At 70.5% G+C, this 23,532-nt stretch carries 22 protein-coding genes; 16 read left to right on the plus strand and 6 right to left on the minus strand.

The window, feature by feature from the left end:
• Positions 1–9 precede the first annotated feature (9 nt).
• Positions 10–1,422, plus strand: a complete 1,413-nt coding sequence (locus tag OG410_RS27320) for a dipeptidase (RefSeq protein WP_329301559.1) — start codon at positions 10–12, stop codon at positions 1,420–1,422.
• Between the two features lie 95 nt (positions 1,423–1,517).
• Entirely contained in the window at positions 1,518–2,462 is a 945-nt protein-coding gene (nudC, locus tag OG410_RS27325; RefSeq protein WP_329301560.1) for an NAD(+) diphosphatase, read from the plus strand.
• 69 nt (positions 2,463–2,531) lie between these two features.
• Here the strand turns inward: nudC and OG410_RS27330 are convergent, their stop codons facing one another.
• Positions 2,532–2,786: a mycoredoxin gene (locus OG410_RS27330; RefSeq protein WP_326785638.1), complete on the minus strand. Its 255-nt coding sequence runs from the start codon at positions 2,784–2,786 to the stop codon at positions 2,532–2,534.
• Between the two features lie 299 nt (positions 2,787–3,085).
• Between OG410_RS27330 and OG410_RS27335 the strand changes: the two genes are divergently transcribed.
• From OG410_RS27335 to OG410_RS27355, 5 genes are all read left to right on the plus strand, one after another.
• On the plus strand, positions 3,086–5,281 hold the full coding sequence (locus OG410_RS27335) for an ATP-dependent DNA helicase UvrD2 (RefSeq protein WP_329301561.1): 2,196 nt from the start codon (positions 3,086–3,088) through the stop codon (positions 5,279–5,281).
• A gap of 164 nt (positions 5,282–5,445) precedes the next feature.
• Positions 5,446–5,772, plus strand: a complete 327-nt coding sequence (locus tag OG410_RS27340) for a hypothetical protein (protein WP_329301562.1) — start codon at positions 5,446–5,448, stop codon at positions 5,770–5,772.
• A gap of 176 nt (positions 5,773–5,948) precedes the next feature.
• Positions 5,949–6,317 carry a WhiB family transcriptional regulator gene (locus OG410_RS27345; protein ID WP_328448466.1) on the plus strand — a complete coding sequence of 123 codons (369 nt, stop codon included), beginning with the start codon at positions 5,949–5,951 and terminating at the stop codon, positions 6,315–6,317.
• Positions 6,314–6,637: a hypothetical protein gene (locus tag OG410_RS27350; RefSeq protein WP_329301563.1), complete on the plus strand. Its 324-nt coding sequence runs from the start codon at positions 6,314–6,316 to the stop codon at positions 6,635–6,637. Before OG410_RS27345 ends, OG410_RS27350 begins: the two co-directional genes overlap by 4 nt.
• 139 nt (positions 6,638–6,776) lie before the next feature.
• Positions 6,777–7,001, plus strand: a complete 225-nt coding sequence (locus OG410_RS27355; protein WP_329301564.1) for a hypothetical protein — start codon at positions 6,777–6,779, stop codon at positions 6,999–7,001.
• 84 nt (positions 7,002–7,085) lie between these two features.
• Here OG410_RS27355 and OG410_RS27360 read toward each other — a convergent pair whose 3' ends face one another.
• A complete protein-coding gene (locus OG410_RS27360; protein WP_329301565.1) occupies positions 7,086–8,492 on the minus strand; it encodes an ABC1 kinase family protein in 1,407 nt (468 codons plus the stop codon).
• Positions 8,485–9,675 (minus strand): TOMM precursor leader peptide-binding protein, encoded by a 1,191-nt coding sequence (locus OG410_RS27365; protein WP_329301566.1) that lies wholly within the window; start codon positions 9,673–9,675, stop codon positions 8,485–8,487. Before OG410_RS27365 ends, OG410_RS27360 begins: the two co-directional genes overlap by 8 nt.
• A 217-nt stretch (positions 9,676–9,892) precedes the next feature.
• Between OG410_RS27365 and OG410_RS27370 the strand changes: the two genes are divergently transcribed.
• The 4 genes from OG410_RS27370 (at position 9,893) to OG410_RS27385 (ending at position 13,785) form a co-directional block, all read left to right on the plus strand.
• A complete protein-coding gene (locus OG410_RS27370; RefSeq protein WP_329301567.1) occupies positions 9,893–10,489 on the plus strand; it encodes a M48 metallopeptidase family protein in 597 nt (198 codons plus the stop codon).
• A gap of 128 nt (positions 10,490–10,617) precedes the next feature.
• Positions 10,618–12,321 (plus strand): TerD family protein, encoded by a 1,704-nt coding sequence (locus tag OG410_RS27375; protein WP_329301568.1) that lies wholly within the window; start codon positions 10,618–10,620, stop codon positions 12,319–12,321.
• Between the two features lie 11 nt (positions 12,322–12,332).
• A complete protein-coding gene (locus tag OG410_RS27380) occupies positions 12,333–13,013 on the plus strand; it encodes an AIM24 family protein (protein WP_326785629.1) in 681 nt (226 codons plus the stop codon).
• 16 nt (positions 13,014–13,029) lie between these two features.
• Positions 13,030–13,785: an AIM24 family protein gene (locus OG410_RS27385; RefSeq protein WP_329301569.1), complete on the plus strand. Its 756-nt coding sequence runs from the start codon at positions 13,030–13,032 to the stop codon at positions 13,783–13,785.
• 106 nt (positions 13,786–13,891) lie between these two features.
• Here the strand turns inward: OG410_RS27385 and OG410_RS27390 are convergent, their stop codons facing one another.
• Positions 13,892–14,413: an NUDIX hydrolase gene (locus tag OG410_RS27390; RefSeq protein ID WP_329301570.1), complete on the minus strand. Its 522-nt coding sequence runs from the start codon at positions 14,411–14,413 to the stop codon at positions 13,892–13,894.
• Positions 14,410–15,840: a zinc-dependent metalloprotease gene (locus OG410_RS27395; RefSeq protein ID WP_329301571.1), complete on the minus strand. Its 1,431-nt coding sequence runs from the start codon at positions 15,838–15,840 to the stop codon at positions 14,410–14,412. The genes OG410_RS27390 and OG410_RS27395 overlap by 4 nt, the downstream gene beginning before the upstream one ends.
• A 190-nt stretch (positions 15,841–16,030) precedes the next feature.
• On the opposite strand from OG410_RS27395, the gene OG410_RS27400 reads away from it, so the two are divergent.
• From OG410_RS27400 to OG410_RS27415, 4 genes are all read left to right on the plus strand, one after another.
• Positions 16,031–17,146, plus strand: coding sequence for an SDR family oxidoreductase (locus OG410_RS27400; RefSeq protein ID WP_328448447.1), 1,116 nt, complete (start codon positions 16,031–16,033; stop codon positions 17,144–17,146).
• Between the two features lie 393 nt (positions 17,147–17,539).
• Positions 17,540–18,001 carry a molybdenum cofactor biosynthesis protein MoaE gene (locus OG410_RS27405; RefSeq protein ID WP_328671312.1) on the plus strand — a complete coding sequence of 154 codons (462 nt, stop codon included), beginning with the start codon at positions 17,540–17,542 and terminating at the stop codon, positions 17,999–18,001.
• A 170-nt stretch (positions 18,002–18,171) separates the two neighbouring features.
• The gene (locus OG410_RS27410; RefSeq protein ID WP_326785623.1) at positions 18,172–18,357 is read left to right on the plus strand and encodes a hypothetical protein; all 186 of its coding nucleotides are present in this window, start codon (positions 18,172–18,174) and stop codon (positions 18,355–18,357) included.
• 287 nt (positions 18,358–18,644) lie between these two features.
• A complete protein-coding gene (locus OG410_RS27415) occupies positions 18,645–19,742 on the plus strand; it encodes a YlbL family protein (RefSeq protein WP_329301572.1) in 1,098 nt (365 codons plus the stop codon).
• 72 nt (positions 19,743–19,814) lie between these two features.
• Here OG410_RS27415 and OG410_RS27420 read toward each other — a convergent pair whose 3' ends face one another.
• Positions 19,815–20,357 (minus strand): PPA1309 family protein, encoded by a 543-nt coding sequence (locus OG410_RS27420; RefSeq protein ID WP_329301573.1) that lies wholly within the window; start codon positions 20,355–20,357, stop codon positions 19,815–19,817.
• Positions 20,358–20,521: 164 nt separating this feature from the next.
• Between OG410_RS27420 and OG410_RS27425 the strand changes: the two genes are divergently transcribed.
• A complete protein-coding gene (locus OG410_RS27425) occupies positions 20,522–23,509 on the plus strand; it encodes a UPF0182 family membrane protein (RefSeq protein WP_329304265.1) in 2,988 nt (995 codons plus the stop codon).
• Positions 23,510–23,532: the final 23 nt, after the last annotated feature.

Below are 23,532 nucleotides of genomic sequence, written 5' to 3' on the forward strand. Positions count from 1 at the left end.
CTCAGGAACATGAGCAAGCCCGTTGACAACGCCGTCAGCACCGTCCGTACGTACATCGAGACCCACCGCGCCGCCTTCCTCGACGACCTCGGTCGGTGGCTGCGCATCCCCTCGGTCTCGGCTCAGCCCGAGCACGCCGCGGACGTGGCACGCAGCGCCGACTGGCTCGCCGCCAAACTCCGGGAGACCGGCTTCCCGACCTGTGAGGTCTGGCCGACGGCGGGCGCGCCCGCCGTCTTCGCCGAGTGGCCCTCCGCGGACCCCGACGCACCCACGGTCCTCGTCTACGGACACCACGACGTTCAGCCCGCCGCCCGCGAGGACGGCTGGGACACCGACCCCTTCGAGCCGGTGATCCGGGGCAACCGCCTCCACGCGCGCGGGGCCGCGGACGACAAGGGCCAGGTGTTCTTCCACACACTCGGCGTCCGGGCCCACCTCGCCGCCACGGGGCGCACCACCCCGGCCGTGCACCTCAAGCTGCTGATCGAGGGCGAGGAGGAGTCCGGCTCCCCGCACTTCCGCGAGCTCGTCGAGAAGCACGCGCGGCGGCTCGCCGCCGACGCCGTGATCGTCTCCGACACCGGCATGTGGTCCGAGGACACCCCCACCGTCTGTACGGGCATGCGGGGCCTCGCCGAGTGCGAGATCGTCCTGCACGGACCCGAGCAGGACATCCACTCCGGATCCTTCGGCGGCGCCGTGCCCAACCCCGCCACCGCGGTCGCCCGCCTGGTCGCGGCCCTGCACGACGAGCACGCGCGCGTGGCCGTACCCGGCTTCTACGACGGGCTCACCGAACTCACCGACCGCGAGCGCGAACTCTTCGCCGAACTGCCCTTCGACGAGGAGCGATGGCTGCGCACGGCCAGGTCGACGGCCACCCACGGAGAGGCCGGTCACACCACCCTGGAGCGCGTCTGGGCCCGCCCGACCGCCGAGGTCAACGGCATCGGCGGCGGCTACCAGGGCGCGGGCAGCAAGACGATCATCCCGTCCTCGGCCCTGGTCAAGCTCTCCTTCCGGCTCGTCGCCGGGCAGGACCCGGACCACATCGAGAAGGCCGTACGCGCCTGGGCGGCCGAGCAGGTGCCCGACGGCATCCGGCACGAGATCACCTTCAGCCCGTCCACCCGCCCGTGCCTGACCCCGCTCGACCACCCCGCCCTGCAGTCCGTCGTACGCGCCATGGGCCGGGCCTTCGAGCAGCCGGTCCGCTACACCCGCGAGGGCGGATCGGGACCGGCGGCCGACCTCCAGGAAGTTTTCGGCGCCCCGGTGCTCTTCCTGGGCATCTCCGTTCCCTCCGACGGCTGGCACGCCCCCAACGAGAAGGTCGAACTCGACCTCCTCATGAAGGGCGTGGAGACGGCCGCCTACCTGTGGGGCGACCTCGCCGAGAACTGGCGCGAGACACACTGAACAAGCCGAACCGCAGCCCCAAGAGCGCACCGCACGCGCGTCCTGCTGAACCGCCCGCCGAAACAACCGTTCCACCGGGGGAGTTGGAAGCATCCGTGACCACCTGGACCGACCACAGTGCCGACCGTCCCATCTCGCTCACCGCTCCGAGCGGCATTGACCGGGCCGCCCACCACCGGCTCGACGAGGCCTGGCTCGCGGCGGCCTGGAGCCACCCCACGACCCGCGCCTTCGTGGTCTCCGGCGGTCAGGTGCTCATCGACGAGATGGCCGACGGCACCACCGAACTGCTGATGACGCCCTCCTTCGAGGCCCCGCTCACCGAGGCCCACCGCTATTTCCTGGGCACGGACGACGACGGGGTGAGCTACTTCGCGCTCCAGAAGGACGCGCTTCCCGGCCGTATCGACCAGTCCGCCCGCCCGGCGGGCCTGCGCGAGGCCGGTCTCCTGCTGTCCCCGCGCGACGCAGGTCTGATGGCCCACGCGGTCGCGCTGGAGAACTGGCAGCGACTGCACCGCTTCTGCTCCCGCTGCGGCGAGCGCACCGTCATCGCGGCCGCCGGTCACATCCGCCGCTGCCCGGCGTGCGGCGCCGAGCACTACCCGCGCACCGACCCGGCCGTGATCATGGCCGTCACGGACGACGAGGACCGCATCCTGCTGGGCCGGCAGGTGCACTGGCCCGAAGGCCGCTTCTCCACCCTCGCGGGCTTCGTCGAGCCCGGAGAGTCGATCGAGCAGTCGGTGCGCCGTGAGGTCTTCGAGGAGGTCGGGGTCACGGTCGGCGAGGTCGACTATGTCGCCAGCCAGCCCTGGCCGTTCCCCTCCAGCCTCATGCTGGGCTTCCGGGCCCGCGCCACCTCGTCGGAGATCGACGTCGACGGCGAGGAGATCGAGGAAGCCCGCTGGTTCTCCCGGGACGACCTGCGGTCCGCCTTCGAGTCCGGGGAGGTGCTGCCTCCCTACGGAATCTCGATCGCGGCCCGCCTGATCGAGCTCTGGTACGGCAAGCCCCTGCCGACCCGCAACGCCCCCTGAGCGGGCCCCGGACATGACGCTGCCCCTCCGGCGAGCTCGCCGGAGGGGCATTGCCGTGCGCGCGTGAGCTCAGGCGGTGAGGGCCTGCTTCACCTGGGCGAGACTCGGGTTCGTCATGACGACCTCGGCGCCGCCGGCGGCGACCACCAGGACCGTCGGAACGGTCTGGTTGCCGCCGTTCGCCTTCTCGACGAACGCCGCGGACTGCGGGTCCTGCTCGATGTTGATCTCGTTGTACGCGATGCCCTCACGGTCCATCTGGCTCTTGAGCCGACGGCAGTAGCCGCACCACGTGGTGCTGTACATCGTCACAGTGCCCTGCATGTCTCATGCGCTCCTTCACGGCTTGGGGTGCGTGGTCGCTGCAAGTGGAACGCAGGTCATCCTGTCACCATTCCCGTGGGGGGTATCGGGGACGTCCGCCGGGACGTGACGCTCGCCGCACCCGTGTCCCACCGCAGGCGAGACGGCCGCGGCGAAGCAGGAGCATGGCACCGGGGCATGGCCGAAAGGCGACTCCGGCACACGCGGCGCACGTGACGCTCGCCGCATTCGTACGACCGCAGCCGTCTCCCTGTGGACAACCGGCTCACCCGCCTCCGCCGACCTGGCAGCATGGCTGTGTGACAGCAGCAACGCACTCCACCCTCTTCCCGCAGGTTCCGGACACGGCCGACGCGGTGCTCGACGGGCTCGACCCCGAGCAGCGCGCGGTCGCGACCGCCCTGCACGGTCCGGTGTGCGTGCTGGCGGGAGCCGGCACGGGCAAGACGCGGGCGATCACCCACCGCATCGCCTACGGGGTGCGCGCAGGGATCCTCCAGCCCTCCAGCGTGCTCGCGGTCACCTTCACCAACCGGGCCGCGGGAGAGATGCGCGGACGGCTGCGCCAGCTCGGCGCCGGAGGAGTCCAGGCCCGCACCTTCCACTCGGCCGCGCTGCGCCAGCTCCAGTACTTCTGGCCGAAAGCCGTCGGTGGCGGACTGCCCCGGCTCGTGGACCGCAAGATCCAGCTCGTCGCGGACGCGGCGGCCGCCTGCCGCATCCGCCTCGACCGGGGAGAGCTGCGGGACGTCACGGGCGAGATCGAGTGGTGCAAGGTCACCCAGACCATCCCCGCCGACTACGCCGCGGCCGCTGCCCGCGCCGGACGCGAAGCCCCCCGGGACCCGGCCGAGACCGCCAAGATCTACTCGGCGTACGAGGACCTCAAGCGTGACCGCGCGGTCATCGACTTCGAGGACGTCCTGCTGCTCACGGTCGCCATCCTCCAGGACCGGCACGACATCGCCGAGCAGGTCCGCTCCCAGTACCAGCACTTCGTGGTCGACGAGTACCAGGACGTCAGCCCGCTCCAACAGCGCCTCCTGGAGCTGTGGCTCGGCGAGCGGGACAGCCTCTGCGTGGTGGGCGACGCCAGCCAGACGATCTACTCGTTCACCGGTGCAACCCCCGACCACCTTCTCGACTTCCGTACCCGCCATCCCGGAGCCACCGTCGTCAAGCTCGTCCGCGACTACCGCTCCTCGCCCCAGGTCGTCCACCTGGCCAACGGACTGCTGTCCCAGGCCCGCGGCCGGGCCGCCGAGCACCGTCTCGAACTGATCTCCCAGCGGCCCCCGGGCGCCGAGCCCGTCTACGCCGAGTACACGGACGAGCCCACCGAGGCCGAGGGCGCCGCACGCCGCATCCGCGATCTCATCGCCTCGGGCGTCCCCGTCGGCGAGATCGCGATCCTGTTCCGCACGAACTCCCAGTCCGAGACCTACGAACAGGCGCTCGCCGACGCGGGTGTGTCCTACCAGTTGCGCGGCGCCGAGCGGTTCTTCGACCGCCCCGAGGTGCGCAAGGCGGGTGCGGCCCTGCGCGCCGCGGCCCGTTTCGGCGGCAACGACTCGCTCCTCGACGACGCCGTCGACCTGCCGTCGCAGGTCCGTGCCGTGCTCTCGGGAGAGGGCTGGACCGGTAAGCCCCCGGCGGGCTCCGGCGCGGTCAGAGAGCGCTGGGAGTCGCTGGCCGCCCTGGTGAACCTCGCGCAGGACTTCGCGATCGCCAAGCCCGGCGCGACGCTCGGCGACCTGGTGGCCGAACTCGACGAACGCGCGAGTGCCCAGCACGCCCCGACCGTGCAGGGTGTCACCCTCGCCTCCCTGCACTCCTCCAAGGGACTGGAGTGGGACGTCGTCTTCCTGGTGGGGGTCGCCGAGGGCATGATGCCGATCACCTACGCAAAGACCGAAGAACAGATCGAGGAGGAGCGCCGCCTGCTCTACGTCGGTGTCACCCGCGCCAGAGAGCACCTCTTCGTCTCCTGGGCGCTCGCCCGCTCGCCCGGAGGCCGCGCGGGCCGGCGCCCCAGCCGGTTCCTCGACGGTCTGCGTCCCGGCTCCGTCGCCATGGCGGGCGGTCGCGCCGGCGCCGTCGGCGGCGGTATCGAGCGCGGCGCCGCGAGAACAGGCCTCGTCGCAGAACGGCGTACGAGCCGCAGCCCCGCGCGCTGCCGGGTGTGCGGCCGCACGCTCACCGACGCAGGCGAGATGAAGCTGATGCGCTGCGACGGCTGCCCCTCCGACATGGACGAGGGTCTCTACGAGCGGCTGCGCGAGTGGCGCGCGGTGCAGGCGGAGCGCAGCGGGCAGCCCGCGTTCTGCGTCTTCACCGACAGGACACTGATGGCGATCGCGGAGACCGCGCCGGACGACGAGGGCGAGCTCGCTCGCATCCCCGGCGTCGGTGTCCGCAAACTGAACCGTTTTGGAGCCGACGTTCTGGCCATCTGTGCAGGTCGGGAGGTCGCGGAACACGGTGAGGGCAACTGATTCAAACTCGTCGGGAAAATAGTTTGCGCATGCCCCGGCAATCCCCATAGGTTCTTAACCACGGCAGCAGCGGCCTTCTCGAAGGCCCTGGTTCCGTGCTGTACTTAATATCCGTCGGATCGGTTCGCCCCGGTCCCCCAAGACGCCGAGAGGAGGCGATTCCAGTGATCAGCATCGACACCAGCTTCATCAACACCGTGAAAATGACCGATCCCTCGGTCGTCGTCTCCATGTGCCCGCTCGGCGTCTCGAACCTGGGTACCGGTCTGTCCGGCATTCCTGCCGTCCGGCCGGCGTCCTCCCTGTCTCTCACGGGTCTTCCCGTCCGTGAGCGCAATGAGCGACCGATTCAGGCACTGGAAGCGGCAGTAGTGGCAGAAGCACATGCCTATGCCTTTGCGGCAGCCGGTGCCGGATCCCTGAAGCAGACGCAGCAGCACCACACGATGTGGGCCTTCCGTGGGCCTGAACCCTGGAGTGATCCAGCCTGATCCACCATCAGGCCGGCGCCTTCAGGGCCGCGGAACCCCACCCGGGATCCGCGGCCCTTCTGTTTGTCCCCGACCGGGGACGGCAGAGCGAAGGGGCCTCGGGACAAGAAAAGAACCCGGTACCAGCCGCCAACCGGCCGACCCCGGCCGGCACGACCAGACGAGGAAGACGAACCGTGCAACTCGAAGCGCACGCCCCGTCCGTACCGCCTTCCGAAACGATCCCCCCGCCCGGCCTCACGGAGGACTCCACCTTGATCCCCCTCACCGCGCTCACCGCGCTCGACGACGCCATCGAGAACCTCGGCGTGCCCGTCCCCTGCCGTTCCTACGACCCGGAGGTCTTCTTCGCCGAGTCGCCGGCCGATGTCGAGTACGCCAAGTCCCTCTGCCGCACCTGCCCGCTGATGGAGGCCTGCCTCGCCGGCGCCAAGGAGCGGCGTGAGCCCTGGGGCGTCTGGGGTGGCGAGCTCTTCGTCCAGGGTGTTGTCGTGGCCCGCAAGCGGCCGCGTGGCCGCCCGCGCAAGAACCCGGTCGCGGTATGAACATCCGAGGAACGATCGACCGCCCCCTGACGCACGACCCCAAGAAGCAGGCCCCGATGAAGCCGTTCACGAGCGAGCCCGCAGGCTCCGCGACCCCAGACTTCGCCAGCACCGGCGCGAACGACTCGCGCCAGAACAGGACCCGAGAGATGCAACTCATCCCAGAAGCCTTGGCTCGTGCGCATATGCACGAGCGACTGCACCAGGCCGAGCAGGAACGCCGGGCCATGCGCCTCGTGACCGCTCGCCGCATGCAGCGCAGGGCCGAGCGCGCTTCGATGCGAGCCCGGCGCGCGCTGGCCATGGCGGTCATGCAGTAATCGACGCACGCCGTCGTAGCAGCCGTTGCAGTCGCAGCACACACAGGCAGGAAAGCCCGCGGGGGCCGGTCCGAACGGACCGGCCCCCGCGGTGCGTTGCACCGCGCGAACCGCCCGCCGCGGCGATATCGTCGCCCGAGTGACGAGTCTTCCCGAAGACAGTGACAGCACCGGCCCCGCATCGAAGCCCGACGCCGACGAAGCCGAGAAGATCGTGTGCGCCCACTGCGGCACCACGGCCACCGGCCCCCGGCCGACGTGGACCTGTTCCGTCGAGAACGGCACCCGCCACTACTTCTGCGACGACTGCGCCCGCAGCAACCTCAGAGCGATCGAGGGCCGTCTCGACTCGGCCTGGTGGTAGCCGGACCCGACGACCCTCCCACCCCGCCGGCCGGGCCCGACGGCCGCTCCTTCCGCCCCGGCCGGTCCGCGGCGGGACGCGGACTCACGCCTCGGCGGCCGCCACTTCCTCGCCCAGCACCTCGACCTCCAGCACCTCGGCTCCCAGGTCCTGGGCCTCCAGGTCCTCCTCCGGCACGAACCCCGGCAGCCACTCCTCCAGTTCGTCGCGCAGCCTGACCGTCGCGCCGAGCTGGCACAGGACACCTATGGTGCTGAGGGTCACCCGGTGTATGAGGAGATACGCGGGCGGCAGGTTCAACTGCCTGCCCAACTGATGGGCGGGGGAGCGCGGGTCGGCGATGCGGGCGGCCTGGTTGCGCATCCAGCCTCGGGTGAAGGTGAACTCCTCCACCTCGGCCGGTTCGATGATCGGCAGCAGATAGTCCAGGACCGCGTCGGGTGCGAGGTCTATCGACTCCTTGACGAAGCCTTCCTCACAGAGCAGTTCGTAGACCGACTCGGCGTCGCCGTCCAAGGTCATCCGGAGGGAATCGCCGATCGGCTGGGGCAGGCCGCCGGGAAGCCGGTCCACCGTGCCGAAGTCCAGGACACCCAGTCGCCAGCCGCCCTCCCCGTCCGGCAGGAGACGGAAGTTGCCCGGGTGCGGATCGGCGTGCAGCAGGCCGGTGCGCGCCGGGCCCGAGAAGAGGAACCGGGCCAGCAACTGGCCGGCGCGGTCCCGCTGTTCCGGCGTGCCGTCGGTGATCACCTCCGACAGCGGCACACCGTCGATCCACTCCGTCACCAGGACCTGCTCGCACTGGTGGACCACCGCGGGCACCAGCACGTCCGGGTCGTCCGCGAACTCCTCGGCGTGCGCTGCCTGGGCCTGCGCCTCCAGGCCGTAGTCGAGTTCCTCGGAGACCCGGTCGCGCAGCTCCGTGATGAGCGGCTTGATGTCCATTCCGGGGATCAGGGGCCCCAGGAGCCGGGCGAATCGGCTGAGTTGGGTCAGGTCGGACAGAAGGGCCTCGCCCGCCCCCGGATACTGCACCTTGACGGCGACCTCACGTCCGTCGTGCCACACCGCCCGGTGCACCTGGCCGATCGAGGCGGCCGCCGACGGCTTGTCCTCGAACTCCACGAACAGCTCGGCCCAGTCCGCGCCGAGCCGCTCCTCCAGAACGGAGTGGACCGTGCGCGTCGGCATGGGAGGTGCCGCGTCCTGGAGTTTCGTCAGCGCCGCACGGTAAGGGCCCGCGATCTCCTCCGGCAGCGCCGACTCGAACACGGACATTGCCTGCCCGAACTTCATCGCACCGCCCTTCAGCTCTCCGAGGACCTTGAAGAGCTGTTCGGCCGTGCGCTGCTGGAGTTCGCGGCCCACGATCTCCGCCGACTTCCCGCCGATCCGCTTCCCGAGTCCCCAGGTCGCCCGCCCGGCGAAGCCGAGTGGCAGCGCGGCCAGTTTGGCAGTCCGGGTGACTGCCTTCCGGGGAAGATCAGACATGCGCCCTCCAGGTCCCAGCAAGCTGTGCCGCGTGCGGCTGTCGCCCTGACATTGTTGCGTGTGCTTCGCCGTCCTCGGGGGTTCGCTCACCATTTGTTTTCGCAGCGGTGCCGCAGGAGCAGGCGGGGTGCGCCCGGACCTGTGTCGACCGCCACTCGCATCCGGGCAGTGACGCCTCCCAGCGGGCCCCCGTGCAGGCGGGCGGATCCCCGTCCAGGAAGGTGAGCGCGTGGCTCGCGGAGAGTCCGGCGACCACCGCGGACAGGGCGAGATCGCACGCCGCCACCCGGCGCTGCCGCCCGGAGCGCCACTGCGCGACCAGCCGCGGCCAGGTCGGATCCATGTCGGCGCGCCGCTGGTCCAGGCAGCCCGCGCAGCCCGTGTCGCCCGGCAGGACCAGGGGACCCACGACTCCGGTCGCTTCGGCGACCCCCGCGTAGAGGTGGGGCGTTCCCGAGGCGATCAGGCCCTCGGCCGCGGCGGGGTCCGGCGCGTGGACGGCGAGGCCGTCCCGGGGAGCGAGGATCACGAGGGACAGTCCGCGCGTCTCCTCCCCCTTGTCGTCCCTGGCGGACGCGCGGGGAGGACGGTCAGGGGCGGCGCGGCGCACCGCCCGCCGGGCGGCTTCCTCCCGGCGTTCGCCGATGGACTCGACAGGAAGGCCGCCGGGCGCCACGTCCCACGGTTCGACACGGCCGAGGTCACGCACCTCGACCTCGCCCACACCGGCACCCGCGAGCAGCGCGGCCAGCAGGACCCCCACCCGGCCGGCGCCCCGCACCCGTACGCGCAGGTGGCGGCGGGCGGCCAGGCGCTCGACGGCCCCGCCCGGCTCGCGAGAGAGAAGGGAGAGGGAGGCGAGGTCCGGCCGCAGCCGGTCCATGACCTCCTTCCTCTCGCGCAGAGCGTCCGCGTTCGGGCCGCCCCCGGTCGTGTCGTCCAGGAGGCCGGACCCGGCCAGCCGGTCGACCAGCCCGTCCACATGGCCGTCGGGCAGTCCCATCTCGCGTCCCTGCTCGCGCAGCAGCGGCATTCCGCGTGTCCCGTCGAGCAGTTCGAGGAAGCTGCCTGTCGCCGTGTCCATCGGGCCCAGCACCATCGCGTGCGCCGGTGTCATCCCGAACTGCACGGTGTTGAGATCCCGCCAGCCGCGCCGCAGAGCGGGCTTCACGATCGGATGCATGACCTACCCCCGTAGACCCGTAGTACGTCCCCGTATGTCCGCGACGCACTCCCGCAGCGCGGACCGAGTGCCAGCATGCCCGTGCCCGCCGGAACCCGCCGAAAGTTGTCCACAGACGGCACCGTTCGTCGTACGAATCAGACGGGCAGAGCGCGGATCGGCACCGAACCGTCCCGGGGGCGGGACTTCAGCCATGTGCAGCAGGTAACGTCGGGGCGTGCCCGCCGACCCACCGCACAGCGCCGCGACATCACAGCGCAGCACGACGAGCCCGCCGCCGAGCGGTTCGGGGGCGAGCGCGATCGAGGTCCGCAGGAGCGCCCGACGGCGCAGAACGGTCTCCGCGTACCGAGAGGGCGACCGCACCGTCGTCCTCATCCCCGCCCGGATGTCCGAGGCGGAGGAGAAGCGCTGGGTGACCGTCATGCTCGACAAACTGGCCGCCCAGGAAAACCGACGGGTGCTCGGCGACACCGAGCTGGCCGAACGCGCCGAGCGGCTGTCGGCCCATTACTTCGACGGTCGCGCGCGGCCCAAGTCGGTGCGCTGGGTCACCAACCAGAACACCCGCTGGGGCTCCTGCACCCCCGCAGAGGGCAGCATCCGTCTGTCGCACCGGTTGCAGGGCATGCCCGAGTACGTCGTCGACTACGTCCTCCTCCACGAGCTCGCCCATCTGCTCGTACCCGGTCACGGGCCCCGATTCTGGCGGCTCCTGGAGGCCTATCCGCGCACCGAGCGCGCCCGCGGCTATCTCGAGGGCGTCGTCGCCGCGGAGCGGCTGCCCCACCTCCCGGCGGGACGCGACGAGTAGGGGCGCGCGGACCGTCCCGTCCGGAGTGCGATTGTGTACCGGGTCTGTACCGGCTTCGTCCACTTCCGGACTTTGCCGTTAGCCTGGCGCGACGCACTCGCATTCGGGATGGGGGACGGTCGTTACGCATGGCCAGGGAATTCCAACGCGGCCACAAGGCCAAGATCAGTGACCTCACCGCGGGCACGGACCTGTACGTAGGCGTACAGATCACCGGCCCCGGACTCACCTTCGACATCAGCTGCTTCGGTCTGGACGCCGACGAACGGCTGACGGACGACCGGTACTTCGTCTTCTTCAACCAGCCGAAGTCCCCCGAGGAGTCCATTCAGCTGCTCGGCGCGCAGTCAGGCGACACGGAGTCCTTCCGGGTCACCCTCGACCGGATTCCGGCGCAGATCCAGAAGCTGTCCTTCACGGCTACGCTCGACGGTGCCGGACAGATGTCGCAGATCGCTCCCGGATACCTCCGTGTCGTCGCGGGCGGCGAGGAGGTGGCCCGGTACGCGTTCAGCGGTGCCGAGTTCTCCACCGAGCGCGCCGTGATGCTGGGCGACTTCTACCTCAAGGACGTCTGGCGCTTCGCCGCGGTGGGACAGGGCTTCGACGGCGGTCTCGACGCGCTGCTGAAGAACTTCGGCGGCGAGGTCGCCGAGGAGGAGCCCGCCGCCGCCCCTCAGCAGCAGCCAGGCGCCGCGCCGTCCTTCGCCCCGCCCGCCCAGAGCGCCCCCGCGCCCACGTTCGGCGCGCCTCCGGCGCCCGCTCCGGCGCCCGCGCAGGGCTTCGCGCCGCCCCCCGGGGCCGCGCCGCACGCCCCTGCGCCCGCACCCGCGCCCTCGATGCACGGCGCGCCGACGATCGTGGCGCCGCTGCACACCCCGCCGGGCGGCACCGTCCCGCCACCGGGCCCCGCGCCCTACGGGCAGCCGCCCGGTCCCCCGCCCGGCTACGGCCAGCAGCCGCCCGGCCAGACGGCTCACATGCCGCCCGGCTACGGCCAGCAGGCACCGACCGCTCCTCCCGGATACGGTCAGCAGCCCCCGACGGCGCCCCCCGGCTACGGCCAGCAGCCGCCGTACGGCCAGATCCCCGGCCAGGCACCCGGGCAGTACCCGGGTCAGCCCGGAGCCCCGTCCCCCTACGGCGCACCCCAGGGCGCTCCGCAGGGCGGGGCCGGCGTGGCCGCGGCGCTGGGAGCCTTCAAGGAGACGCCCACCGGTCAGCGGTGGACTCCGCAGAACAAGAAGCTCATCCGTGTCGACCTCGGCATCGGAGGCCAGCCCGTACTCGCCCGCCAGGGCAGCATGGTGCTGTACCAGGGCAAGGTCGACTTCAGCTACAAGGGCGCCGGGTTCGCCGGCCGGCTCGTGGGCAACGCCACCGGCCAGGAGATGCAGCTGATGCGCTGCACCGGCCAGGGCCAGGTGTTCTTCGCCGACAACGCCACCCATGTGCACCCCATCGAGCTCCAGGGGGACGCGATCTGCGTCTCCGCGGAGAACGTCCTCGCCTTCGACGAGTCCCTCCAGTACGAGGTCCGTCGCATCGAGGGGCACGGCATCCCCGGGGGCGCGCTGTTCACGATGCAGTTCCAGGGGACGGGCACCATCGTCGTCAAGACGCACGGCGCGCCCGTCGTCCTGCCGGTGACCCCCACGACGTTCGCCGACTGCAACGCCGTCGTCGCCTGGTCCGCCGCAGCGCAGGTGATCGTCTCCAGCCAGGTGAGGATGCGCCGGAACGCCTACCCCGGTGACACCGGCGAGAGCGTGAACCTCCAGTTCCGTGCCGCGCCAGGCAATTTCGTCGTCGTCCAGCCGTACGAGGTCTGAGGGAGCCCGTCATGAACCAGCCACTCGCGGGCTTTGCCCCTGCGCCCGTCACCGCGCGCATGGAGAACCACGGCAATCACATGCTGAAGGTCGCCATGCAGACCGGAAACGACCTCCTCGCGCGCGTGGGGTCGATGGTCGCCTACGAAGGGTTCGTCCAGTACGAGCCCAACCCGCCCGCCGTACGCCAGATCGCCCGTGACTGGATGACCGGCGAGGGCGCGCCCCTCATGAAGTGCTCCGGCGACGGCCTGCTCTACCTCGCCGACTACGGGGCGAACGTCGTCGTGATCAACCTCAACGGGGACGCGATCTCCGTCAACGCGACGAATCTGCTCGCCTTCGACGCTCACCTCACGTGGGGCGTCGAGCGCGTGAAGGGACTCGCCAAGTTCGCCGGACAGGGTCTGTGGAACACCAAGATCTCCGGTCAGGGGTGGGTCGCGCTGACCTCCCGCGGCAAGCCGATCGTCGTCGACTGCGGCGGCGGTGAGGACGAGACGTACGTCGACCCGGACGCGCTCGTCGCCTGGTCCCCGAACCTCAAGGTGAAGGGCAAGCGCAGCTTCAAGGCGCAGTCGCTGATCGGACGCGGCAGCGGAGAGGCGTACCAGATGGCGTTCTCCGGGCAGGGCATCGTCGTCGTCCAGCCCAGCGAGGACAGCACCGACCGCCTCCGAGTCCGGGGCTGAGGGGGAGCAGGACATCATGCAGAGCCCGCTTTTCGGCTACAACGAGCAGCAGACCCAGGACCGCTACAGCCTGCAGAACTCGCAGATGCTGCGCGTCGTCCTGGAGGGTCACGACGACATCCTCGCCCGCAAGGGCACCATGGTCGCGTACCAGGGTCTCGTCGAGTTCGACGCCGAGTACCAGAACAACGGCCAGCGCCGGGGGCGTGCGCACACCGGCGAGGGCCTCGACCTGATGCGCTGTCACGGCCAGGGCACGGTCTACCTCGCCAACCTCGGCCAGCACGTGCACGTGGTCGACATCGAGCAGGACGGCCTCACCGTCGACAGCAGCTATGTGCTGGCGATGGACTCCGGTCTGCACCACGAGGTCATCGCCGTGGACAGCCAGTACGGCATCTCCGGCTCCGGCAAGTACCAGCTCAACATCACGGGACGCGGCAAGGTCGCGCTGATGACCTCCGGGATGCCGCTGATGATGCAGGTCACCCCGGACAAGTACGTCAACTGCGACGCCGACGCGATCGTCGCGTGGTCCACCGGTCTGCGCGTGCAGATGCAGGCCCAGACCCACTCCTCCGGAGTGTGGCGGCGCCGGGGCAACACCGGTGAGGGCTGGGAGCTCAGCTTCATGGGCACCGGTTACGCGCTCATCCAGCCCAGCGAACTGCTGCCGCCGCAGAACGCGGCGATCGGCCAGGGGCTGCGTGCCCAGTACGGCATGGGGCAGCAGGGCGTGCACGCGCAGAACCAGGGCAACGCCTGGAGCTGACGTCCGCCCGTCCCGGAAGCGACGGGCCGGGCGAGCGGAGGTCGGGCAGGGGTAAGGGGCGACCGCTCTTGCGGTCGCCCCTTACCCCTGCCCGACCGCGTGCCGGTCACAGCCGGGCGCGGGCCGCCTCCAGGAGCCGTACGACAGAATCGTCGGCCGCCTCGGCGACCTCGTCGTAGGCGAACCAGCGCAGGTCGAGTGACTCGTCGCTGATGGCCTCGACGGCGTCGGCCGGGGCGAGGACGGCGTACTGGACGTCCAGGTGCCAGTGGCACGGCGCCGGGATGGCGTGCCGGTCCAGCGTCACGGGGCCGCCCGGCAGCAGGGTCAGACCCTCGATGCCCGACTCCTCCGCCGCCTCGCGCAGGGCGGCCTCGGCCAGGGTCGGGTCGCCCGGCTCGCAGTGCCCGCCCGTCTGGAGCCACATCCGGAGCTTGCGGTGCAGCGTCAGCAGGACGCGGCCGCGTGACGGGTCGATCACCAGGGCGCTCGCCGTGAGGTGCCCGGCCCGGCAGGACTTCCACATCCCGTCCGGGTGCGCGGACAGGTGGTCCAGATAGACCTGGCGCAGCTCTTCCTGGCCCTCGTGGCTCTTCAGCACGAGGGCCGCGTCGTCGTGCAGGCTCACTCGGCGCCGTCGCCCTTGCCGGAGTCCTCCGAGTCGTCGTGCTTCTTCAGGTCCGGCTTCTCGGCGGTGCCGCTCGCGGCCTCGCCGAGCATCTTGTCGATCTCCGAGAAGTCCATGTGCTCGCGGTGCACGAAGCCGTCCGGGTCGTCCAGGTCGGACGCCGTCGGCAGCATGTCCGGGTGGGCCCACAGGCCGTCCCGGCCGTCCACACCGCGCGCGTCCGTGAGCGAGGCCCACAGGCGCGAGGCGTCGCGGAGCCGGCGCGGGCGCAGCTCCAGACCGATCAGGGTGGCGAACGTCTGCTCGGCGGGACCGCCCGTGGCGCGGCGGCGGCGCAGCGTCTCGCGCAGCGCGTCGGCCGACGAGAGCCGGGGCTTGGCCGCCGAGTGGACCACCGCGTCGACCCAGCCCTCGACCAGCGCGAGCGCCGTCTCCAGGCGGGCCAAAGCCGCCTTCTGCTCCGGCGTGTCCTCGGGCTGGAACATGCCCTGCTGGAGTGCCTGCTGGAGCTCCTCGGGGTTCTGCGGGTCGAACTGGCCGACCACGTCCTCCAGCTTCGCGGTGTCGACCTTGATCCCGCGCGCGTAGCCCTCGACAGCGCCGAACAGGTGCGAGCGCAGCCACGGCACGTGTGCGAAGAGGCGCTGGTGGGCGGCCTCGCGCAGGGCGAGGTAGAGCCGTACCTCTTCCTGGGGGACGCTCAGGTCCTTGCCGAACGACTCGATGTTCAGCGGCAGCAGCGCGGCCTTGCCGACCGGGCCGAGCGGCAGACCGATGTCGGTCGAGCCGACGACCTCTCCGGCGAGCACGCCGACGGCCTGGCCGATCTGCGTACCGAACATGGCGCCGCCCATGGAGCGCATCATGCCGATCAGCGGGCCCGCCATGGCCTGCATCTCCTCGGGCAGCACATCGCCCATGGCCGCGCCGACCCGCTCGGCGACCGGGTCGACGAGCTCCTTCCACACCGGCAGGGTCGCCTCGACCCACTCCGCCCGGCTCCAGGCCAGCGCGGAGGCCGCGCCGGACGGCAGGGACGTCGCGTCGTCCAGCCAGTGATCGGCCAGACGGACGGCCTCCTCGACCGCGAGTCGCTCGGCGGGGCCGACGCTCGCGTCCTTGGTGCCGTCGGAGGTGCCCTGGGCGACCGTCTGCCGGGCGATCTGCTTGGCCATGTCCCAGTTCACCGGGCCGCCCTCGTACGAGAGCATCTGTCCCAGTTGCTGGAACGCGGCGCCCAGGTCGTTCGGGTTCATCGAGCCGAACATGGCTGCGAGCGGATTGTCGGCTCCGGGACCACCGGCTCCGGGCGGCCCGAAACCGAACGGTCCCTGACCACCACCGCTCTGCTGGTCCTTCTTCTTGCCCTCGTCGCCGTTGTCCGGCTCCTCCGGCGGAAGGCCGAATCCGAATGGGGTGTCACTCACGGGATTCCTCGGCTGGTAAGGCCGCCGGTTCGTTCCGACGGCGGCTGCCCACAACACCACCCAGCGTAGACACCTGAACCCGATCGGGCCTCGGTGCTTCGCCGACTCGTCGCCTGCGGCAGGATGGATGCCAACTGGTAGGGACGCGTCAGACGCGTCCATTACTGAAGACAACCGCTGGAGACGCCCGGTGAGTTCCCCAGATCCGCAGGTTCGCGCAGCGCGAAACCACTCAACCAGCCCAGCCTCGCGCGGCCCCGTCGTCGCGGTCACCGGCGCGGCGGCCGGTGTGGGCGCGCTGCTCACCGAGCGGCTGGCCGCCAGCGAGGAGATCAAGCGGGTCGTCGCCATCGACGAGCGGCGCGGCGAGTGCGCCGACGCCGAGTGGCACATCCTGGACGTCCGGGACCCGGCGATCGCCGAGAAACTGCGCGGGGCGGACGTCGTGGTCCATCTGGCGCTCGACCTCGATCTGGAGACGGACGCGGCGGCCCGGACCGCCTACAACGTCCGGGGGACGCAGACCGTGCTCACCGCCGCCGCGGCGGCCGGGGTCCACCGGGTCGTGCTGTGCACGTCGGCGATGGTCTACGGGGCGCTGCCCGACAACGAACTGCCCCTGTCCGAGGACGCCGAACTGCGGGCGACGGCGGAGGCGACGGGCGTCGGCGACCTGCTGGAGATCGAGCGGCTCGCGCGCCGTGCGCCGCGTGCGCACCCTGGGCTGAACGTGACCGTCGTACGGCCCGCGGTACTCGTCGGAGGGGGTACGGACACTGCGCTGACCAGGTATTTCGAGTCTCCTCGGCTGCTGGTCGTGGCGGGGTCGAGGCCCGCGTGGCAGTTCTGTCACGTCGAGGACCTGTGCGCCGCGCTGGAGTACGCGGTCGTCGAGAAGGTCGAGGGCGAGCTGGCCGTCGGGTGCGACGGCTGGCTGGAGCAGGAGGAGGTGGAGGAGCTGAGCGGGATCCGGCGGATGGAGCTTCCCTCCGCGGTCGCGCTGGGCGCCGCCGCCCGGCTTCACCGGATCGGGCTCACTCCCTCGCCCGCCGGGGACCTCGCCTACACGATGTACCCCTGGGTGGTGAGCGGGAGCCGCCTGCACGACGCCGGGTGGCGGCCGCGCTGGACCAACGAGGAGGTCCTGGCGGAGCTGCTGGAGGAGGTCGCGGGGCGCCACACGGTGGCCGGCCGGCGGCTGGGCCGCAAGGACGCGACCGCGGCGGGCGCTGCGGGCGCGACGGTGGCCCTGCTGGGCGCGGCGGCGGTGGTCCGCCGGGCCCGGAAGGCCCGGCGCAGGTTCTGACAATGGGTCCGCGCCGCTACGCCACCGGGGTGACCGCCGACAAGCCACGCCGGTTCTCGACGCGCGGCGCCGGTTCTCGACGGGCGGCGCGGGACCCCGCCGGGCACCGGTCCCCGGCGGGCCGCGTCGCGCTGGGCCGCTGGCCCACGCAGAGCAGAGCCAGCCGCCGTGCCGCGCTGAGCTGCGCCGTGCCGGGCTGCGCCCGTGCGTGCAGTGCCGGGCTGCGCCGCGTCGGCCCCGACCGACCCCGCCGTGCAGGGCCGCGCAGGGTCGCGCCCGGCTGAGCTGAGCCGTGTCGTGCCGGCGCGTCCGGAGGAGGCTCCAAGCGGTACGCGTGCGTGCCGGGTGAAAGCCGTATTCCACCGGGTCGGCGGGGTGCGGCACGATGGGGGCATGGCATCTACCTACGACCACCCCGGTGAGCGGGCCGCGCAGGACCCGATCAGGCTGCTCGCGATCCGCGACGAACCGCTCTCCCTGGACGAGGTCTTCAAGGCGGTGGGGGACGATGCCGCCGGGGGGACCGCGTTGTTCGTGGGGACCGTGCGGAATCACGACGGCGGCGCCGACGTCGACGAGCTCGGGTACTCGTCCCACCCCACCGCAGAGGCGGAGATGCGCCGCGTCGCGGAGAAGGTGGCGGCCGCCTATCCGGTGCGGGCGCTGGCAGCCGTTCACCGGGTGGGCGACCTGCGGGTCGGGGACCTGGCCGTGATCGTCGCCGTGTCCTGCCCGCACCGTGGCGAGGCCTTCGAGGCCTGCCGCAAGCTCATCGACGACCTCAAGCACGAGGTGCCGATCTGGAAGCACCAGAGGTTCTCCGACGGCTCGCAGGAATGGGTGGGCGCCTGCTGAGAGCGGCCGGATCCTCCGGTGACCGGCACCCATCCGGCACCCATCCTGGTCCGATCGACTGATAACCGCCGTCCGGTTGCGTAACCGGGGCCCTGCCGCGAGCGTTGACACTGCGGATGGTTAATCTGCTGATCATCAGTAGCGGTCGCTCTTGGGGTTGGGAGGTCGACATGGCGGCGCTTGCCTGGTTGCTGATTCCGCTGATGGCCGCGATCGGTGCCGGTCTGTGGGGCAGTTGGGCCGGTCGGAATCGCAAGGCCGCGGGAGACGGTGTCGAGCTCGCCGGATACACGCGCTTCCGTGAGGCCATGGAGCGGACCGACGCCCGGGAGAAGTCACACTCCGACGCGCTCTGAGGTCCACCGGTCGGTCCCCGAGCTTGCGCGACGCGTCCGTGCGTTCGAGGGGCCGTGTCCGCTGTCACGGCCGGTTCTGAACCGTCCCGGGCCCGCCGGGAAGGTTCCGGGCGGCTCCGAACCGTCCCGAGCCGACTCGGAGTGGCCCCGGGCGGCCCGGACCCTACGGAGCGCCTCGGGGTGCCGCCCGGAACACGCGTTTCCTTGCCTTTCGGGCGTATTCTGGGCCCACCACGTACGGACGGCCCCGACGGTGCGCTTACACCACCGTCCCGTACTGTCGTTCCATGCCACGCCGCACCGCGACGATGCTCGCCTCCACCCTGATCCTGATCGCGCTCCTGTGCGCGGGAGTGTTCATCAAAGTGCCGTACTCGGAGATGTCGCCGGGCCCCACGGTGAACACGCTGGGTGACCACGAGGGTGAGCCGGTGCTGCAGATCTCGGGCCGCAAGACGTATCCGACGACCGGACACCTGAACATGACCACGGTCCGGGTCACGAGCGCCGACTACAACATGAACCTCGTCGAGGCCGTGTACGGCTGGCTGGCGCACGACAGCAAGATCGTGCCGCACGACACGCTCTACCCGAACGGCAAGACCGAGCAGGAGTCGACGCAGGAGAACGCCGAGGAGTTCAGCCAGTCGCAGGAGAGCGCCAAGGTGTCCGCCCTGAAGGAACTGGGCATTCCCGTGAAGTCCTGGGTGATCGTCTCCACCGTCGTCAAGGACTCTCCGGCCGAGGGACGGCTGCACGCGGGTGACGTGATCAAGGCCGTCGACGGTACGGCCGTGAAGGAGCCCGAGGACGTCGGGAAACTCGTCACCAAGCACAAGCCCGGTGACAAGGTCGTGTTCAGGATCGTGCCCGCCAAGGAGCAGGCCGCCGCCACGAAGGAACACACGACGGCGACCGCGACCAAGGATGTGACGATCACCACGGTCAAGTCCGACGACGACAGCGCCGACCGCGCGGTCGTCGGGATCTCGGCCGGGATCGACCACACGTTCCCGTTCACCATCGACATCAAGCTCGCCGACGTCGGCGGCCCGAGCGCGGGTCTGATGTTCTCGCTCGGCATCGTGGACAAGCTCACCCCGGGGAACCTCACCGGAGGCAAGTTCGTGGCCGGCACCGGCACGATCGACGACGACGGCAAGGTCGGCCCGATCGGCGGCATCGACATGAAGACGGTCGGCGCGCGCAACAAGGGTGCCCAGTACTTCCTGACGCCCAAGGACAACTGCGCCGAGGCCGCCGAGGACACCCCCGACGGACTCAGGCTCGTCAAGGTCGACACCCTCGACGACGCGATGAAGGCCCTCAAGGACATCAACGCGGGCCGGACGTCCGACCTGCCCAAGTGCGGTACCAAGGGCTGACGGACACCGCCCGCCCGCGGCAGGGGGCGCCTCGCGAGTCGCGGGGCGCCCCCTGCCGCGTGTGTGCGCGGATCAGTCCGCGAATGTCGCCGACAGCGCCTCCGCCAGGCCCGGCACGAGGCCCGCGCCGGTGAGCACCTCCGTCGCCGCGTCCTTCTCGCGCAGCCGCAGCGCCGAGTCGCGGGTGCCGTCGCGCAGGACACCGACCGTCATGCGCACCTCCTGGCGGTCCGGGTGTGCCGCGACCCACTGGGTGAGCTTCTTGCCGCTCAGCCCCTCCGGGACCGCGTTCTCCGCGGACGGCGGCAGCATCAGCCGCTCCACGGTGAGCGCGCAGCCGACGACGGCGTCGGGCCAGGCGATGGTGCCGAGGAACTCGTCCAGCGGCTTGCCGGCAGGGATCTCCTCCTGCTCGACGGGGGTGAGACCGGTGGTCTTCTGCTCGTGCTCCAGGCCGAGCTGAGCGGCGAGGCCGGGTTCCTGGGCCCGCAGCCGTGCGGTGTCTACGAGGGCGAAAAGGCGGGCGGGCTGGTCCCAGCCGAGGCCGGATGCGTACTCGTCGATCTCGAGTACGGCCCGGGTCAGGGGGCTCGCTGCCATGGGAGTGTTGGACATGGTCACAATCCTGCCTCGTTCGTAACCTGAATCGGGAACCGAGTAAAGCGTGAGTAAGTTGCATAGATGAGGCTCCTCGATCACGGAGCCTTGCTGACGGTCCTCCGACATGGAGGCCTGAAGGATTCGACAGCGACTTCGAGGTGCGCACCTTGGCTTTCCAGATGCCGGACCGCGGCGGAGGCCCGACGGGGCCGCGGATCAGAGTGGGCCGGCCGTCCCGGCGTGTCCGGACCCTGCTCATGACACTGGGCGTGCTGGCCGTACTGGCCATGGCCTTCGTCATGTTCGCGGGGTTCTGGACGGACTGGCTCTGGTACCGCTCGGTTCATTACTCGTCGGTCTTCACCACCACACTGTGGACCAAGATCGGGCTCTTCTTCGTCTTCGGTCTGCTGATGGCGGCCGCGGTGGGCTTCAACATCTGGCTGGCGCACCGGCTGCGCCCGCCGCTGAGCGCCATGTCGATGGAGCAGCAGAGCCTCGACCGCTACCGCATGGGCATCGCGCCCTACAAGCGCTGGCTGCTGCTCGCGATCACCTCCCTGGTGGGGCTGATCGCCGGCGCGTCCGCCTCGGGCCAGTGGCGCACGTGGCTGATGTGGGTGAACGGGGTTCCCTTCCACCAGAAGGACCCCCAGTTCCACCTCGACGTCTCGTTCTACGCCTTCGACCTGCCCTGGTACCGCTTCCTGCTCGGCTTCGGCTTCGCCGCCGCCGTGCTCTCCCTGGTCGCCGCCGCGCTCACGCACTACCTGTACGGCGGTCTGCGGATCACGAGCCCCGGAGCGCGTGCCACGGCCGCGGCCACCGGACACCTCTCGGTGCTCCTGGGCGTCTTCGTCGCACTGAAGGCGGTCGCCTACTGGCTCGACCGGTACGGGCTCGCGGTGAAGTCCAGTGACTTCAAGGCGACCGGCAACTGGACGGGTCTGCGGTACGTCGACGCGAACGCGTACCTGCCGGCCAAGACGATCCTGTTCTGCATCGCCGTCATCTGCGCGCTGCTCTTCTTCGCGACGCTGTGGCGGCGCACCTGGCAGCTGCCGGTGATCGGCTTCGGCCTCATGGTGCTCTCGGCCGTCCTCATCGGCGGCCTGTACCCCGCGATAGTCCAGAAGTTCCAGGTCGAGCCGAACGAGCAGGCCAAGGAAGCGCCGTACGTCGAGAAGAACCTCAAGGCGACCCGCGACGCGTACGGGATCGCCGGCACCGACGTGCAGGACTACGCGGGGGCGAGCGACACCAAGGACAAGGCCGAGCTCCGTGACGACGCCGACACCGTCGCCAGCATCCGGCTGATGGACCCGAACATCGTGTCGCCGACCTTCCAGCAGCTCCAGCAGGTGCGGAACTACTACGGCTTCCCGTCGAACCTGGACGTCGACCGGTACACCAAGGACGGCAAGGACCAGGACACGGTCATCGGTCTGCGCGAGCTGAACCTCGCGGGCATCCCGAAGAGCAACTGGATCAACGACCACTTCCGGTACACGCACGGATACGGCGTCGTCGCGTCCAAGGGCACCACGGCCGACAGCGAGGGCCGCCCGGTCTTCACCGAGTACGACCTGCCGTCCAAGGGCGACCTGGGCGCGTACCAGCAGCAGATCTACTACGGGGAGAAGACCACCCAGTACTCGATCGTCGGCGGTCCCCAGAAGGAGATCGACTACTCCGACGACAGCGGTGAGAAGACCACCAGCTACAAGGGCAAGAGCGGCATCAGCCTCTCCAGCCCGGTCAACCGCGCCGCGTACGCGGTGGCGTTCGGTGAGCCGCAGATCATGTACTCGGGCGCGATCGGCGAGGGTTCGCGGATTCTCTACAACCGCACGCCCAAGGAGCGGGTCGAGGCGGTGGCCCCCTGGCTGACCATCGACGGCGACGCCTACCCGGCGGTCGTCGACGGGAAGATCCAGTGGATCGTCGACGCGTACACCACCACCAACGGCTATCCGTACGCCTCACGCACCACGCTCGGCGACACCACGGCGGACTCGCTGACGGCGGCCAACAACCAGCGCGCGGTGGTGGCCCAGCAGAACCAGGTCAACTACATCCGCAACTCGGTGAAGGCGACCGTCGACGCGTACACCGGCGACGTCAAGCTCTACCAGTGGGACACCAAGGACCCGGTCCTGAAGACCTGGATGAAGGCGTTCCCGAACACGGTGAAGTCGAAGGACTCGATCTCGCCGGCGCTGATGGCTCATCTGCGGTATCCGCAGGACCTGTTCAAGGTCCAGCGCGAACTGCTCACCCGCTACCACGTCAAGGACGCCCAGACGTTCCTGAGCGGCAGCGAGGTGTGGCAGGTCCCGGACGACCCGACCAACAAGTCGGGCAGCGCGGTGCCGCCGTACTACCTGAGCATGAAGCTGCCGGGGAAGTCGTCGCAGGCGTTCTCGCTGACGACGACGATGACACCGAACGGCCGTGACAACCTGAGCGCGTTCGTGTCGGTCAACGCCGAGGCGGGGACACCCGGTTACGGCAAGATCAGCATTCTGAAACTGCCGACCGGCAGAACGGTCGACGGACCCAAGCGGGTGCAGAGCCAGTTCAACTCCGAGCCGTCCATCGCCGAGTCGATCAGGCTCCTCAGAGGCGGCGACTCGGAGGTCGAGTACGGCAACCTGCTGACCGTTCCGCTGGACGGCGGACTGCTCTACGTGGAACCGGTCTACGTCCGCGGCGGCGACCTCAAGTACCCGCTGCTGCGCAAGGTGTTGGTGACCTACGGAGGCAACACCGCCTTCGAGGACACGCTGGGCCAGGCGCTCAACAAGGTCTTCGAAGCGGAGAGTTCGACCGAGCCGCCGGACGAGGGCACCACGAAACCGCCCACGTCGAGCAACCCGACGGTCCAGGCCGCGCTCGCCGACGCGCAGAAGGCCTTCGACCAGGGGCAGGAAGCCCTCAAGAAGGGTGACTGGAAGGCGTACGGCGAGGCCCAGAAGGACCTTGAGGACGCGTTGAAGCGGGCCGAGGACGCGCAGGCCAAGGCGGACAAGGCCGCCGGCGGTTCCGGCGCGGACAAGACGGACGGCAAGGGCACCGACAAGAGCGGCGGTACCGGCGGCGGCCCCAGTCCGAGCAGCAGCCCCAGCAGCAGCCCGAGCAGCGAAAAGAGCTCCGGAACCAGCTGATCAGGACCCACCCCGCGCCGTGG

It is taken from the genome of Streptomyces sp. NBC_00659, from assembly GCF_036226925.1.
GTDB lineage: Bacteria > Actinomycetota > Actinomycetes > Streptomycetales > Streptomycetaceae > Streptomyces.